The organism is Vibrio sp. qd031 (genome assembly GCF_002100145.1).
Taxonomy (GTDB): domain Bacteria; phylum Pseudomonadota; class Gammaproteobacteria; order Enterobacterales; family Vibrionaceae; genus Vibrio.
The window spans coordinates 281,805-298,476 of record NZ_JXQD01000018.1; the positions used below are offsets into that span (position 1 = coordinate 281,805).

Here is a 16,672-nt window from a genome sequence, read left to right on the forward strand (position 1 = left end):
TCCACTTGTATTATTTTAATAGTATGCAAGTTAAGAAATAGACGCTAATAGTGACCAAAACAGAGCAATTAACGGTGTTAATCGCCAAAACCTTAGTCTACTTCCTTGTGCTTACAAATTATTACATCATCTTGTATTACAAATCTAATCGATTGCTGAATATCCCGAATCTTTTGCCGAGTTTCTCCAAGCTGGTCACAAAAGCGGCGAAAACCACCTGAGATTTTGTGGAAATTTTCCTAGTTGTGACACATAACGCGCTGCAAAACTTGGTTACACTAGCCACACTTTTAACTGCTGTATCTTATTGATAATGTTGAAAATAACCCCGACATTCATTCTTGTCGTTGTCTGCCTTGGCCTTGCAGCGATTCCTGTGTTAAACACACCTGAGCCAAAAAAGCTTGAGCTGCCTATGTGCGACGTATCGCCTATTGTGACCACCACAATTGATTTGTACGTTGAGCAAGCAGCTGCAAAGAACACGGGATTGGAGGTATTGACCGAAAAATTTGAGCGCGACATTAGAATGGGAAATGTCACTCTCAAAAATTCGTGTGTGCCAGTAAAACGTGCCTTAGGCGACGTCATGGTTGTCGACATTCCCGACTATGAACCGCTTAGTGACGAAGTCATTCTTCACGATCAACTATTTAAAGCTGTTCCATTACACAAACAGCTTCAATACATCTCTGAGCCAAACCGATATTACGGCGTTTTATTGCACGAATCCGATCATGGTGTTTTGGGGTATACATCGCCACTCTTGTACGGACAGTTCTTTGTGCTTCATGCCGACTGGGAAATGTATGTGTTTGAACATGAACTGGCACACCTTTCCATGGCCAATCATGAGCCTAAATACGCTTTCGACGACAATGGCCCGACTCAAATCGAATTACTAAGTAGTGCAAAGTACGCTCATGGCACGCGATGTGGCGGTATGGGAACACTTGTCTATTCACACATTGGTTTTTTCGACATGTTACCCGCGTATTCTTCGCCCAATATCTTTTACGGCAAAGAAGCGTGCGGAAGTGAAGATGCCAACAATGCGCAGCAGATGGCCAATTACGCTCATTTTATTCGCGATAAGATTGCATTCGCTCCGCAGTGGAATAACCCAGTGTTAGTTGAGCAGGCCAAACAGTACATCGAGTCAGACTCAGAGAACCAACAACGCTTGAACAATTCGACCTGGCAGTGCATTGACCACATCGCCCCCCTTTATGACAAATATACGATCACTTACCATGCTAACGGCGCACTACAAGTGCATTCGCATGCCATTGTATTGGACTCTAACAATCAGCAGACCCTACCCATTGATATAACGCTTGAGGGAAAATGGACATACAGCGATTCGGCCATCACTCAAACGGTCACAACACTAGACGTGGCACATTATGAGCCAGTACTAGAATCACTCATCAATGAATATGTTGAATACAATCAATCCAACGATACCCATGAGGTTAACATTGAATTCTTATCCAATGACTTAATCAGGATAAGTACCTCCAATAACCCAAAGCAGTTTTGCCGTCGACTTGAATAGCTAAATTTTCGTCGCAACTAAGAGAAACAAAACCCAAGGTGTTCATTTATTTACTCATTTTTTCTCATTGCGTGAAAAACACTGCTATACACAATAGATTGAAACCAAGGAAATAAGACTATGGCTGGTGAGCATATCGCCTTAAGTTTGGCGGGTGTTGGGGTTATTGGGTTAGTGTGTCAGTGGGTCGCTTGGCAAGTACGCTTGCCTGCGATACTGTTTCTGCTCATTGCTGGTATTGTCGCGGGGCCTATTACTGGTGTGCTGGATCCCGAAGCGCTATTAGGCCCACTGCTATTTCCGTTAATTTCCTTGGCGGTTGCGGTGATCTTATTTGAAGGAAGCCTCACGCTAAATTTTAACCAGATTAAAGGGGTGAGCAACACCGTCTGGAGCATCATCACCATTGGAGCGTTGGTGTCTTGGGCCGTGACCAGTGTTGCTTGTTATTATTTAATCGGCTTTGATTGGTCACTGTCACTACTGTTTGGTAGTTTGACGGTGGTTACTGGCCCTACGGTTATTGTGCCGCTGCTGCGAACGGTAAGACCCACTAGCAAGCTTGCCAACATATTGCGTTGGGAAGGGATCCTAATTGATCCCCTTGGCGCGCTGTTTGTAGTGATGGTATACGAGTTTATTGTATCGCAAAGCGAAACCCACAGTTTGCAAGTCTTTGCTGCCATTGTGTTGATTGGATTTGTGCTTGGGGTGGGTTCGGGGGTTCTTGTTGCAACGCTTATTCGTCGCCGCTGGCTGCCAGAGTACCTACAGCCCTTTGCGGTATTAACCATTCTATTGGCCGTGTTTGCATTCTCTAATTCACTAGAAGATGAATCGGGGCTTCTAACCGTAACAGTAATGGGAATGTGGCTTGCTAACGCAAAAGGCGTCAATATCTCCCACATATTGCACTTTAAAGAAAACCTCACCATCGTATTCATAACCGGCTTGTTTATCTTGCTGGCTGCGCGAATTCAAATAAGCGATTTTGAAACCTTGGGCATGGGTGCGATTGGGCTGTTTGTGGTGATCCAGCTATTGTCTCGCCCCCTATCAATATTTGTTGCTACGCTGCGCAGCAACCTCACTTTCAACGAGAAGGGCTTTCTAGCTTGGGTTGCTCCACGAGGCATTGTCGCAGCGTCCGTCTCTTCTCTATTTGCGATTAAACTCACCAACCTAGGTGTGGAAGGCGCTCAGCTTCTTGTTCCGCTGATTTTCATGGTGATTATCGGTACAGTGGTGCTGCAAAGCGCGACTGCTCGCCCTATGGCACGTGCATTACAAGTAGCAGAACCGTCTCCGCGAGGATTTTTAATTGTGGGCGCCAACGATGTAGCGATTAAACTTGGACAGGCGATTCAAAAGTATGATTGCCGCGTGGTGATGAGCGACTCTAACTGGGACTATATTTCGGCAGCGCGGATGGCTGGCTTGGAGAACTACTACGGAAATCCAACCTCAAGCCATGCAGAAGAGTACTTAGATCTTATCGGGATTGGGCATGTTGTTGCTCTAACCCCCGACAAACACTTTAACGCTGTAGCCAGCATGCAGTATGTGGCCGAATTTGGTCAAAGAAAAGTCTTTAGCCTCCACGATACCGCCAGCGATAATGACTTTGATAAACACCTATTAAGTGAAGGCAGCGCCGGAACGCCGTTATTTGCAGGTAATACTAGCTACAAAAAACTGGCCAGTCTGATCAGCCAAGGTGCAGAAGTAAAACACACCAAAATTAGCGACAGCTACACATATGAAGACTACACAGACACCAACAAAGCTAACGCAGTCGTGCCTTTGTTTATAGTGAACAGCAAAAACCGAATCCAAATGGTCAATGACATCAACACCAAGCCGCCTGTATCGGGTGAAACAGTGGTGTCATTGGTCAAAGTGAGTGACACTAAATCCTAACTCGAACAATTTGCCTAGTAGCGAAAAGAATGCTTTAGCTACTAGGCAGAGATACATTTTTCCTACAATGACTTACAAGTAGAGCAGCCAAAGTAGTGAGCCCACTGACACCATCACCCAAAGAATGACACCCAAAATCATAGGCTTTGCACCTGCGGTGCGAATTTTTTCAACCGAAATGGCACTACCAATTAAGAACAAGCACACAATCATGAGTTGCTTTGCGATACTAAAAATTACGTTATATACAGCATCAAATTGAGGCAACAGATCGCTAAATAATATGGCCGCACAGTAGAAAAAGATGAAGTAAGGAATGGAGATTTTTCTTGAGCCACTGCGAAAGATAAAGGTACTGATAAGCGCCACAGGAATAATCCATAACGCTCTAGACAGCTTTAACGTGGTGGCGACTTTTAGCGCTTCTTCGCCATACGCCGATGCCGCGCCAACAACCGATGATGTATCGTGTATCGCGATAGCCGCCCACATACCAAAGGTGTTTTGATCCAAGTTTAGCGCGTGCCCAATCACAGGAAAAACAAACAGGGCAATAGAGTTAAGAACAAAAACGGTGGCCAGTGCCAAGCCAATAGACTGATCTTTCGCGCGAATCGCTGGAGCAACTGCTGCAATAGCACTGCCACCACAAATCGCCGTACCCGCAGACACTAAATAGCTGGTCTCTTTGTCAAAATTAAACAGTTTGGCGAGCAACATCCCCATGGCTAGGGTAAAAAATATTGACGTTACAATCAGTCCCAGACCATCGCCAGTAACTTGCAAAGCCTCTTGTAAATGGATACCAAAACCTAAACCCACAATAGAGTACGCCAACAATTTCTTAGTCCACTTTTCCACGGCAAATTCTTTAGGCACCATGCCTGACGTAGAAAGAGCAAATCCGAGTATAAGCGCAATAGGCGATGTGACCCATGGGGTCAAACAGAGCAGTCCAGTTGCAATAAATACCCATTTTTTATTCATAAAGTGACCTTTTATGACGCGTCTTGTTGAGAAAATATGTCGGTTTGTGTTGATACATTGCCATAATACTTGTATTCGATGTTTATAAATACTTAAATAAAATTAACATCCGTTAAATTAAACAAAACAACTAGCGATCAGCCAATGAAGAACATTTCCATCAAACAGCTCAATGTGTTTTGCCAAATCGCCCGCAGCGGCTCACTCAGCCTTGCTGCCGAACACCTGTTTATGTCTAAGGCGGCAGTGAGCCTATCGTTAACCGAGCTTGAGAAGCACTTAGGACACCGAGTTTTCGATAGAGTCAATCAGCGGCTGCACCTCAACCATCAGGGCTATCAGTTGCTGCCTCTTGCCGACGAACTTCTGCAGCGGCACGCCGAAATTGAACTGCTTTATGCGCAGAGCGCACCGCTCGCGGGTACGCTAAAGGTAGGAGCCAGTCAAACGGTAGGCAGTTATCTGCTTCCCTACTTGCTGGCCGATTTTGAAAAAGAGCGCGCGATGGATTTTTCAAGCGGCGACGACCCCAGTTACATCGACAAACAAGTTCAAATCACTAACCACTTTGAACTGTGCCAAAACATTCTTGACTACAAAGTCGACGTTGGTTTTACTGAGGGTGTGGTGCAACATCCAGATTTGCTCAGCTTGCCGTTTACCCACGACGAAATGTGGATCATTGCGGCAAAAGGGGCGTCTAAGTTTGATGAGGAAACAATAGATGTTAAAGCGTTGTCAGGGCAGCAGTGGCTGCTGCGAGAAGAAGGCTCTGGCAGTCGAGACTTCTTTATCCAACACATCGCGCCCTCGTTAACCACTTGGGATACGCATTTTCAGTTCAATTCTAATGCGGCAATCATCAATGGCGTAACCGCAGGGCTAGGACTGTCTTGCTTGTCGCATCACGTCATCACTAAAGGCAATTTAAGTCCACATCTACAAAAAATCTCGCTATCGACCTCAATGCAGCGACCATTTTCTATTCTTCTGCACAAAAACAAGTATCAAAGCCCTTTACTCAATTGCTTTGTCGAGTTTTCCAAGCGCTGGGGAATACAAACCGCTAATACCAATCTAAGTAATTAACTGGTCAGAAAATTGCGCCAGAAAAATCGCTAAGAGCAAGGCAAAGATTGCCGTAGATAGTGGTTCTACCTACAAAATCTTTAACGCCGCTATTAGCAATTTTAACAAGCAAGAATGATCAGTGAATTGCTTTGGTTGGAATAATGCGCTTCCATAAAAAATCGGACGCCTTGGCGTCCGATTTAGCATTAAATGTCGAGTAACTAAGAGCAATTACAGTACCGCTAAGATAGCCTCGGCTGTACTGGCTTCAAATTCACCCTGTTTTTCAACATTTAGAGTGGTCACTACACCATTGTCTATCACCATCGCGTAACGCTGAGAACGAACACCACCAAATCCCGCCGTGTCCATTTCAAGCCCCATTGCCTTAGTGAAGCTGGCATCGCCATCAGCTAGCATCATAATTTCAGATGCATTTTGCGATTTGCCCCACGCAGCAAGCACAAAAGCATCGTTCACTGAAATACACGCAATAAGGTCTACACCTTTCGCTTGCAACTGGTCTGCTAAAACCACAAAGCCAGGAAGATGCGCTTCAGAACAGGTCGGGGTAAACGCGCCTGGTACTGCAAACAGTACAACTTTCTTATTGGCGAACAGCTCCGACGTTGAGTGCTGCTGCATGCCGTCTGCAGTAAGTTGGCTTAATGTTCCTTCCGGCAGTGTATTACCTTGTTCAATCATTGTGTTACCTTCCTTTGTATGATGGATGAGGAAGTGTAACTCTGATTTAACCTTTTCGCCAATGCACCCGAACAATAGGCTACTCAACTTAACCAACCTAATCGATTACACAATGGTGTAAATTACAGCGCAAAGTCTCCGTCAATGTTTAGGCTATGCTTAAGCTGCACACTGTTTATGGACACCAACTCATGGCTCTATATCGCCACAGATTACTCTTCAACTCGAACAAAATGACCCTTTGTTATACAGGTATTGATACTGAGCTCTGTTTTGTGCATCAACAGTTACTACCGGAAGGGGCATCTTATCCATTGCTGAAGAAAGCAGACGCAAGAGATATTATTGAAGCTATGTATGTCAATTTGATCGCGCTAGCCAAGCAGCATAACGCAATGGTTATTCTGGATGCCATGACTTGGATAGCAAGTAGAGACCGAGGTGCCAAAATCGGACTTACTCCCAAGCAGCTTAAAGCATTTAACCTAGACGCTATCGATTTGATGCACAGTGTGCGAGCAAAGCAGGATGATTTACCCACTCTATTGTCGGCTCAAGTTGGACCAAGAGATGATGGCTACAGTGCCGAACACAAAATGTCTTGGGATGAGGCAAAGCGATACCATGGGGAGCAAATTAGTACTTATTGCAACACACCAGCCGATTTAACACCTTGAAAACATATTGGAAAGCGTGACTCTCGCTGTCTGATTGACCCGTAGGGAAAGTGGCTAACAACCACCGTCCCGTTTGCGCAAAGCGCAGACGTAACGGTGGTGAATTGACGAAATATCTCCGCCAGATGTTTTATTCCGAATTACCTTCAGTCACACCGCCTCTACCGTGAGGGACAATCGATGCTTGACCCGCACGGTATAGGCTATATTGGACAGTTTGAAGTAATGGACGAGATCTTACTTTGTGATAGTTTCATCAGAAGTTGACTGGCTACCACCGTCCCGTTTGCACAAAGCGTGAACGTAACGGTGGTGAACTGACGAAATATCTCCGCCAGAAGTTTTATTCGGAATGAACCTCAGTCACACCGCCTCTACCGTGAGGGACAAGCGATGCTTGACCCGCACGGTATAGGCTTATCTAGCTAACCACGCCGCGCCGCGCACGCCACTGCTGTCGCCGTATTTGGCTTTTCGGATGTTGACCTTGGGTTCTGCTGCAAAGATGTATTGAGTGATCGCTTCTGATACATCAGGGTATAGGCTATCGATATTGGACAACCCACCGCCGAACACTATGGTATGTGGATCCAAAATATTAGTGACCGTTGCAAAACTGCGGGCCATTTGATCCACCAGCAGACGATAAGCCGCTGTAGCTTCAGCATCACCTTGCGCGACCAGCTCCATGATCTGCTTCGGTTTCAGTGACTTGCCATATTTGTGGTTGTACTGATCGGAAAAGCCCGTTCCCGAGATGTATTGCTCAATGCAGCGCTGACGACCACAATAACAAGGGCCAATGTCGCCATCGACTTGCGGATCGTAACCTGGCAATGGGTTGTGCCCCCATTCGCCACTGATGGCATTTGCTCCGGTAAGGACTTGCTGATTGATCACCACACCACCACCACAGCCAGTACCAAGAATAGCGCCAAAGACGATCTCTCCACCTTTGCCTGCTCCGTCAACCGCTTCCGATAAAGCGAAGCAGTTTGCATCGTTGGCAATGCGTACATCCATGCTAAGGCGTTGACTCAGATCACCAATCACATCTTGCCCAATTAGGAACACGCTGTTGGCATTTTGCATCAACCCAGTCACAGGCGAAACGGCTCCAGGAAGGCCACAGCCAATGCGGGTAAACTCACCCACTTCCTGTTTGACCAATGCGACTAAGCCTTCGACGCAATCCAAAAACTCTGGATAATTATCTGGCGTAGGCACGCGATGCACAAAGCGTTCTTCACCTTGCTCACTGAGCACTTTTGCTTCGATTTTAGTCCCACCAATATCTAGACCTACTAGCATCATTGCGTTATTCCTCTTTTACCAGTGGCTCCAAACGAACGTTGGCAACCACAAATTGAGCCGCCCCTTCACTGTGCAGTTTAAACAATCTGGTGCGCTCACTCTGTGACATTGAAATCACATCGTGCACACGAAATGAAAGTGTATGGAAATCGTGAGTCTGCTCACTGAGCTGTGAAGAGATATCGATTGACGTAGACGCCTCACCCATAGACAGCCACACTGGATGGGTCGCAGCTTGATAGACTTTCACATCAAAGCATAACTGACCTTCTACAATCCACGTCATGAGTGACTGAGAGTCGCCATCGGCAGTGATGATCTCTAGCGCACTGTCGCTATTTTCAAACTCACACAAGATCGAATCTTGCTGCTGCAAGCAGTTATAGGGCTGTGTCGATAAACCTTCAAACTGTTGCGGGTTGTTGCGAGAGACATGATGTTGCTGATGGCCAACTTTCACCACCATTTCAAACTCTCCGGCCACCGATGCAACACCAAATAGATGCAATTCGCTAGACAAAGCGTCATCTTGTTCAAATTCAGTCAGCGCCAAATGGTCAAGATCTCGTTCACTAGGATTGGCGTAGCTCAAGCCATAGCCATATTCGAACAGCGGCGCATGTTCACCACGTGGATCTTGTTCATTCGCATGGATTTGATAGTTTTCGATGTGGGGTAGCAATCGATGCACAGCATAACTGTCGGGGCGATTTGGCCAGCTAAAGGACAAAGAGCCAACAAAATCATGCTTGATGTTGCCCTCCTCGTCACGCAGCAATACATCGGTAATACCAAGACCTTCACTTCCAGGCAAAAACGCCGCGACAAAGGCATCGCATTGATTAATTTGCTGATTCATATACAGCGGCCTACCACTAAAGAACAGCGCAATCACTTTAATGCCCGCCTCTTTTAGGCGAGTAATTTTTTCGCAGTCGTGTGCATAGCGGCGCTTGATGGTCGAAAACTCTAACGAATGGCCCGGTTTGATGTCGCCAATCATTTCTGCGTAAGGGTCTTCACCAAAGGCGACAATGGCCACTTTCGCGTCTGAAAAATCGCTCGATAAGTCAGCGTCGTGAATAACGTTGCTGCTTCCAAGATCTTTCTCTAAAGCGCCGCGAACGGTGACTGCATTAGGAAAATCCGACGCTAAGTTTTCATCACCTTGCCAAGTGAGATTCCAGCCACCCGCCTGTTTGGTCAAATCATCGGCCGCAGACCCAGTTAATAGTACTTTTTGACTAAGAGATAGAGGCAGAAGGTTGTGATTGTTTTTCAACAGCACCAGTGACTTTCTTACGGCTTCTCGAGCCACAAGCCGATGCTCCGGCGCGCCAATCAGGTTTTGAATGCCCGACAATGAGCGTTTATTGGGGCGTGCTTTTTCCCACAAACCTGCGCGCTTTTTCACACGTAAGATACGTAAAACAGCGTCGTTAATACGAGCCATCGGAATGGCTCCAGACTCAACGTCAGCAATAGTTTTTTCGAATGCTGCCACCCAATGCTCTTGGTCGGTAATCATTAAAATATCGTTACCCGCATTGATGCAATACGTCGCGTCATCATCGGTACATTTGCTAACTTCTGCATGACCATTCCAGTCGGTCACGATCAATCCGTCAAAGCCCATTTGCATCTTGAGTACGTCGGTTAGCAGGTACTTACTTCCATGAATCTTATGATTGTAGCTGACGCCATCACTAGCACTTAAGTCGTAGTTTGCATCATCAACCCAAGTATTAAATGAAGACATCACCACTTGAGCGCCCGCATTCAAGCCGCTGAAGTATCCACCAGCGTGCAGGTTTCGCAACAGATCTTCGGAGTAATCATTGTTGCCTCGATCGACACCCTGGTAGGTGCCACCATCACCGAGCCAATGCTTCACATTGGAGATCACTTTTTGATCGCTGCGTAACGATTTACCGTCACCTTGTAGCCCTTTCACCATGCGCGCAGCATAGTGATAAGTGATCGCAGAATCTTCTGAGTAACCTTCGTAGGTGCGTCCCCAACGTAAATCACGAGGCGCAGCTACAGTGGGAGCAAAAGTCCAATCTAACCCAGTTGCGGCTATTTCGATGGCGGTGATCTCACCAATGCGTTCAATTAAGTCTGGATCGCGCGTACACCCCAGCCCAATATTGTGTGGAAATAGCGTCGCGTCATACACGTTGTTATGGCCATGCACCGCATCGGTTGCCCACATAAATGGAATACGAAACGGTCTGTCTGCGTAGGCGTCTTCTAAAGCTTGCCAAAACTCGTCGGCTTTGTCTGCCCACTGCTCAGCGGTCGCGTATTTGTTTTCGTTAATCCAAGTTCCACCACCATTAAGAATGGACCCAAGCTTGTATTTCTTAGCAAGCTCTGGTGTCACACCTCGTAAGTTGGGTTGGATCATTTGACCCACCTTCTCTTCCAAGGTCATCTGCGACAAAATCTGGCTGATCTCGCGCTCAATGACGGGGTCTTGAGTAATGGCCGAATCAATTCTCGGCCAATCGGCAAAATAAGGAATGCTTTCGTTCATATCTTCTCTACACAAACAGGTGACAGCGGGTAAAGTGTCCCGGTTCTATTTCAACAGGCTCTGGTAATGTTTCACTGCATTGTGGTTTTGCTTGAGGGCAACGAGCGGCATAAGGGCAACCCTTATGTTTAGGCGACCACATCGGCGTTTCCATTGAACGATGGGTCGGCAACTTCTCGTGTATACTTCGGCTCGGATCGGGCACCGCCGCCAGCAAAAGCTGGGTATACGGATGTTGCGGGTTTTGCGTCACCGATTCCGTTGAACCCCACTCGACCATATGGCCGCAGTACAGCACCACAATGTCCTCCGCAAAATAACGTGCGGTGGCTATATCGTGTGTAATATACATGAAAGCCTTGCCCATTTCGTGCTTCATTTCGTTCATTAAATTAAGCACACCGATGCGTATCGACACATCCAACATCGACGTAGGTTCATCCGCCAATATCACCTTGGCACCTATCGCGAGGGTTTTCGCCAAGAAGACACGCTGACGTTGCCCGCCCGAGAGCTGATGTGGGAACTTATCTAATACCTCTTTCGGTGGGGTAAGTCCTACCTTAGTTAAAATTTTAATCAGTTGATAATCCATCTCTTTGCCTGGCTTCATGCCATGATGGATTTGCAAAGGTCGCATTAAATGGTAGCGAATGGTATGCAATGGATTTAAAGAGCTAAAGGGGTCTTGAAACACCATCTGCACTTCACGGCGGTACGCATCAAGCTCATCTGACTTAGTGATGTCGTCGATGTTCATACCGTAGTAATAGATCCCACCCTCAGTTGCCTTGTGGATTTTAGTGGCAATTTTTGCGCTGGTGCTTTTGCCGCAACCGGACTCACCCACCACCGCCAAACAGCGACCAGCACGCAGTTGAAAGTCTAAGCCATTGACGGCCCTTAAATACTCTTTAGGTCCAAAAACCGATTTGCCTTTCTTACGAAAATCGATGGTAAGACCCTTCGCCTCCAAAATCAGAGGGTACTGCTTATCAAACTCTTCTGCTGTCAACGTACTGGTTTCTTGGGCCATTGTGTGTGCGTTCATTTAAGCCTCCTGCGCAACAGACTGAATTTCGAGGGGAGTGTGGCAAGCAACCCAGCGTTGCTCTCCACTGCTTTCTAGAATGGGTTTTGCTCTATGGCACACATCGCTAGCGTGGAAACAGCGCGGTGCAAAACGGCACCCTTGCGGCACATTATTAAGATCCAGCGGAGAGCCTGGGATCCCTTTCATCTCTTGTAATTCACCATGCAAGGTTGGGAATGAATCCCCTAAGCCGTATGCGTAAGGGTGCATTGGCTGACTCAATATTTCTTTTGAAGGTGCAAGCTCAACCAATTGGCCTGAGTACATGATGCCGATTCGGTCACACAACTCGACCATCAAGCTGAGATCGTGGGTGATAAACAAAATGGAAAAACCAAACTCTTCCTTAAGTTGATAAACCTTCTGTAAGATTTCTCGTTGCACCACGACATCGAGTGCGGTGGTAGGCTCGTCCATGATCAATAAGCGAGGTTTAAGCGCTAACGCCATTGCGATCACCACGCGCTGACGCATACCGCCAGAAAACTGGTGCGGATAATCAAATAATCGTTCGGTCGGGATGTCGACGATTCGCAGCAGGTCTTTGGCTTTTTCTATCGACTCTTCGCGGGTTTTCACCACGTTGTGAGCATCAAAAATATCCCAAAACTGGTACTCGATGGTTTTGACTGGGTTCAAACAGTTCATGGCGCTTTGAAACACCATCGACGTGTCTTTCCAGCGAAAGTCTCGCAGTTCCTCGTCGCTCATTTTCAGTACATCACGGCCATCACACAGTATTTCACCATCGGAGATCAATGCAGGCGGACGGTGCAAGCGCATTAAGGCGTAAGCAATGGTGGATTTACCACAACCAGACTCCCCTGCCAGTCCCAAAATTTCTCCTTCACCAATATGAAAGCTGACGTCATTGACCGCGCGAACTTTACCTTCAAAGGTGACGTAATCAACACTCAAGTTTTTTACTTCTATCAGTTTTTTCATCACGCTTGCTCCGCAGTTTTCGGTTGTTCAACAGCTGCTTGTTTAGCGGCTTTTTTCTCTTCACGACGGAATCGCTTCATAATGCGCTGCGCTTTTAATTTCGGGTTAGAGATTTCATCAATAGAGAAGTTAATCAGCGCCAGTCCAATGGCAACCGATGCAAGGGCTACACTTGGAGCAACAATCTCCCACCATGCGCCAATTCGGATCGCCGAAGTTTGGTCTGCGTTGTACAACATTCCGCCCCACGTCACACTGAGTGGATCGCCCAGTCCAATAAACTCCAAGGTCGCTTGAGTCATGATCGCGTAGATCACGGTGCCAATGAAACTAGACGCCAAAATAGACATCATGTTGGGCATTATTTCAGCAAACAACATGCGTTTTTTAGTCTCGCCCATTACCTCGGCCGCGTGCACAAAATCTCGGTTACGTATCGCAAGGGTTTGCGAACGGATAACCCGCGCGCCCCATGGCCATGATGTTGCACCGATAATAATCGCAATAACTAACGGCGAAACTTGGTCCAAAAATGCCGCCAATACCAACATAAGAGGCAAGCTTGGGATCACCATAACAAGGTTGGTAAATAGCGAAAGAATATTGTCGATGATGCCACCAAAGTACCCTGATGCCACACCCACAATCATCGCCATGAGGATCACAAAGGTGCCAGCAACAAAACCCACCATTAGTGAGATACGTCCGCCATAGAGTACCTGTGCCCACACGTCACGCCCCATACGAGTTGTGCCTAAAAGATGTTCTGCACCTGGCGCTTGATGGGGACGACCCACACGTGCCGCCGCCGCATATTCGGTAAGCAATGGTGCAAATAAGCACAACAAGCAGACAGTCATTACAATCGCAATCCCAAAGAACGCTTTAGGGTTATCGAGGAAAAACTGTTTTAGTAGTTTTAAAGAATTCATATCGTTTCTCCACTATTAATCAAGCTGCGTGCGCAGACGTGGGTCAAGCACAAACAGTAAGCAATCGGCAATAAAGTTAGCTCCAAGCACCATGATGGTCATGATCAATAGGTAACCTTGGATGAGTGGGTAGTCACGAGCCAACATAGCTTGGAACATCACCTGACCTAAGCCAGGATAGTTAAAGATGATTTCGATGATCAGTGAGCCACCAAAAATGGCACCTACTGACATCGCAAACGACGTGATCATTGGCAAAATGGCGTTACGTGCACCATACTGCAGCATCACTTTTTCGTCTTTTACACCTTTGGCCCAACCCATTACGATGAAGTCTTCACCTAACTGGTTAATCATGTTTGAACGCATACCCATTACGTTACCCATACCGAGAGCGACCATACACATCAGTGGAAGCACTAAGTGGTAAGCAACGCTGCCGACAAATTCTGCACTCATTGACGGGTCAAGCGAGGGATTGTAAGCATAAGCGGTTGGGAACCAACCAAGATTGGACGCAAACAAAAAGTACATCGCCAGCGCCATAACCACTGATGGAATCGACGACACAACAACAGACCCCACGGTAATGATTGAATCGGTCCAAGTACCGCGTTTCCATGCGACATAAATGCCAAGCAAAGTGGTAAGAGTGTACGACACCAACAGGTAAGATCCGACCAATAGCAATGTCCACAACATGCCACGGCCAAGTACATCAAATACTGGTTGGAAGAAGCGAGTCGACATACCCCATTCGCCGCGCATAATACTGTGTAAATAGTGGAAGAACTGCTCCCAAAGAGGGGTACTTGATGAGTAGCCATACAAAGCTTCAAGTGCCGCAATAGTTTCTGGTGTGATTTGGCCGCCGTTCATTGCCAAACGGCCTAAAAACGACTGGATGGGATCGCCTGGCATCACCCTGGGTAGGAAAAAGTTGATCGTCACTGCCGCAATAAAGGCGAGCACGTAAAACCCAAAACGGCTCAATATAAATTTCATAGACACGCCCCGTGTAGCGCTGGTTGCGCTTACCTAAAGTAATCTATCGCAAAAGCGAAAAATGAATGGGTAAAAAAATAGAAAGGCCGGCGGTTTCCCGCCGGCTGAGTGTGGTTTTTATCTTGGCTCTAGGTTGTTTACGTGGATGATGCGGCTCATGCCATCCCATGGTGCAGGGTGCACAAATGGGTTGTCTGCATTAGCAAATCCAGTAAAGCGAGCGTCGTTGTACTCGTACCATACACCGTTGTAGTACAGTGGAATTTGAACGACGTTGTCTGCAAAGTAACGCTCAATCTTACTGGCATACATTTTCTGCTCGGCTTCATCTTGGGTTAAGCCTAAGTCTGCAATCCACTTGTCGATGTCACCACTTTTGTAGTTACTCGCGGTTGTTGACCACCACATGTTGGTCTTCGCGTAGCGAGAGTGCATTGTATAGTCGTAGAATTTCCACATAGACGATTGCAACGAGTTACCACCAAACTGCATGTCAAAGTTTCCACTTTCCCAGTTCGACGAGTAAGCATTTACCTCTGGAGTGACGATGGTTGCGTTAATGCCCGCCATTCGCATGCCTTCTACAGCAATTGAGGTGTTATTCACCCAATCACTCCAGCCACTTGGTACTTGCACCTTAAAGGTCAACTTCTGTCCGCTTGGCGTTTCTACAAAGCCGTCACCGTTGGTGTCTTTAAAGCCACCTTTAGCCAACAGCTCTTTTGCAGCAGCAACGTCATAGCGGTTTAAAGCACCCCATGCTTTGTCGGCTTGCGCATCACGCCAACGCCACTGACTGGTTGGCAGCCCCGTGGCTGGGTTATCGCCGCTTACGTAACCGTAAGCACCAATCATCATCATCGCTTCACGGTCCATAGACAAGCTAACCGCTTTACGGAAGTCGATATCCGCAAACGCTTCTTTCGCTGCTTCATTCTCGGTTTCGTAGTTAAACGTTAGACGTACACCATCGCTTGATGGGAACCAGTATTTGTTGTTTGGATCCTTAGCAACAAAAGTACGATCGATGTCTGGTACAAAAATACCGGCCCAGTCGAACTCGCCTTTTGACATCATTTCTAATGCTGCGTCGTTGCTTGAGATTTGCGGGAACTCGACACAGTTCACTTTAAGGTCGGTGTTCCAGTAGTGCGGGTTTTTACACAGTACGTACACTTGAGGTGTAAAGCGTTGCACTTCGGTAAACGGGCCCGTTGCTACAGGGTTTGGATTGGTTTGCGCTGCTGGGTTGTCGATGCTTTCCCAGATGTGTTTTGGAATGATCTTGGTCGACTCACCAATTACGTCTTGCGCCGCAAAAGCGTTAGCGGTATTGAGTTCAATAGAGACCGTATAGTCGTCAATCTTCTTGATCTCTTTAACTTTTGACGATAGACCGCCATTGTCAATCTCTGGGTGGCTGCGAGGGTAGTTGAACGTAAACACAACGTCGTCAGCCGTAAAGTCTTCACCGTCCGACCATTTCACGCCTTCACGCAGTTTCACGGTGAGGGTTTTTAAATCCTCACTCAGTTCAAAACTGGTGCCTAACCAAGAGTGTACTTTTGAATCGTCTAGCAGATCGAAAACAAATAAAGTTTCATACGAGAAGTTATGACGACCACCGATAAACGGGTTGAAGTTTCTTACCCAGCCGGTCGAAAACTCATCAAGAACGCGAAGATTTGGCATGTTGTCAGCATCAGCATGCACAGGTAGAGCGGTTGCAGCAGACACAGCCGCTGCGATTAGTAGAGTACGTTTTATCATTATATATCCTTATTAAACAATGCGATACTCGAGTAATACACTGTTATCGAGAGTGGCATTTTTCTTTCTTACGCGAATTGTTCACAAGGATACTATCGAGGGTATGATCGGCTCAGTGTGACGCTGCTCCCAAGCCGAATCGGATCAATGAGGTTA

13 protein-coding genes are annotated in these 16,672 nt (G+C 46.9%); 4 read left to right on the forward strand and 9 right to left on the reverse strand.

Annotation, left to right across the window (positions count from 1 at the left end):
- Positions 1-313: 313 nt before the first annotated feature.
- Together ST37_RS07195 and ST37_RS07200 are read left to right on the forward strand one after the other, a co-directional pair.
- Positions 314-1,558, forward strand: coding sequence for a hypothetical protein (locus ST37_RS07195; RefSeq protein ID WP_084884995.1), 1,245 nt, complete (start codon positions 314-316; stop codon positions 1,556-1,558).
- Positions 1,559-1,678: 120 nt separating this feature from the next.
- On the forward strand, positions 1,679-3,478 hold the full coding sequence (locus tag ST37_RS07200; protein ID WP_084884997.1) for a sodium:proton antiporter: 1,800 nt from the start codon (positions 1,679-1,681) through the stop codon (positions 3,476-3,478).
- A 72-nt stretch (positions 3,479-3,550) separates the two neighbouring features.
- Here ST37_RS07200 and ST37_RS07205 read toward each other — a convergent pair whose 3' ends face one another.
- Positions 3,551-4,465, reverse strand: coding sequence for a putative sulfate exporter family transporter (locus ST37_RS07205; RefSeq protein ID WP_084884998.1), 915 nt, complete (start codon positions 4,463-4,465; stop codon positions 3,551-3,553).
- A gap of 144 nt (positions 4,466-4,609) precedes the next feature.
- Here ST37_RS07205 and ST37_RS07210 point away from each other — a divergent pair, with 144 nt between their 5' ends.
- A complete protein-coding gene (locus ST37_RS07210; protein ID WP_084885000.1) occupies positions 4,610-5,554 on the forward strand; it encodes a LysR substrate-binding domain-containing protein in 945 nt (314 codons plus the stop codon).
- 213 nt (positions 5,555-5,767) lie between these two features.
- Here the strand turns inward: ST37_RS07210 and ST37_RS07215 are convergent, their stop codons facing one another.
- Complete coding sequence (locus ST37_RS07215) at positions 5,768-6,241, reverse strand: peroxiredoxin (RefSeq protein ID WP_084885001.1); 474 nt, start codon at positions 6,239-6,241, stop codon at positions 5,768-5,770.
- A 191-nt stretch (positions 6,242-6,432) separates the two neighbouring features.
- On the opposite strand from ST37_RS07215, the gene ST37_RS07220 reads away from it, so the two are divergent.
- Complete coding sequence (locus tag ST37_RS07220) at positions 6,433-6,918, forward strand: homocysteine S-methyltransferase family protein (protein ID WP_084885003.1); 486 nt, start codon at positions 6,433-6,435, stop codon at positions 6,916-6,918.
- A 417-nt stretch (positions 6,919-7,335) separates the two neighbouring features.
- Here ST37_RS07220 and ST37_RS07225 read toward each other — a convergent pair whose 3' ends face one another.
- From ST37_RS07225 to ST37_RS07255, 7 genes are all read right to left on the reverse strand, one after another.
- Positions 7,336-8,229, reverse strand: coding sequence for an ROK family protein (locus ST37_RS07225; RefSeq protein ID WP_084885245.1), 894 nt, complete (start codon positions 8,227-8,229; stop codon positions 7,336-7,338).
- Between the two features lie 7 nt (positions 8,230-8,236).
- Entirely contained in the window at positions 8,237-10,771 is a 2,535-nt protein-coding gene (locus ST37_RS07230; RefSeq protein ID WP_084885004.1) for a glycoside hydrolase family 3 protein, read from the reverse strand.
- A gap of 7 nt (positions 10,772-10,778) precedes the next feature.
- Positions 10,779-11,822 (reverse strand): ABC transporter ATP-binding protein, encoded by a 1,044-nt coding sequence (locus ST37_RS07235; protein ID WP_084885006.1) that lies wholly within the window; start codon positions 11,820-11,822, stop codon positions 10,779-10,781.
- Positions 11,823-12,812, reverse strand: coding sequence for an ABC transporter ATP-binding protein (locus ST37_RS07240; protein ID WP_172400946.1), 990 nt, complete (start codon positions 12,810-12,812; stop codon positions 11,823-11,825).
- A complete protein-coding gene (locus tag ST37_RS07245) occupies positions 12,809-13,741 on the reverse strand; it encodes an ABC transporter permease (protein WP_084885009.1) in 933 nt (310 codons plus the stop codon). Before ST37_RS07245 ends, ST37_RS07240 begins: the two co-directional genes overlap by 4 nt.
- A 15-nt stretch (positions 13,742-13,756) precedes the next feature.
- Positions 13,757-14,746 carry an ABC transporter permease gene (locus tag ST37_RS07250; protein ID WP_084885011.1) on the reverse strand — a complete coding sequence of 330 codons (990 nt, stop codon included), beginning with the start codon at positions 14,744-14,746 and terminating at the stop codon, positions 13,757-13,759.
- 117 nt (positions 14,747-14,863) lie between these two features.
- Positions 14,864-16,516 carry an ABC transporter substrate-binding protein gene (locus ST37_RS07255; protein WP_242426243.1) on the reverse strand — a complete coding sequence of 551 codons (1,653 nt, stop codon included), beginning with the start codon at positions 16,514-16,516 and terminating at the stop codon, positions 14,864-14,866.
- Positions 16,517-16,672: the final 156 nt, after the last annotated feature.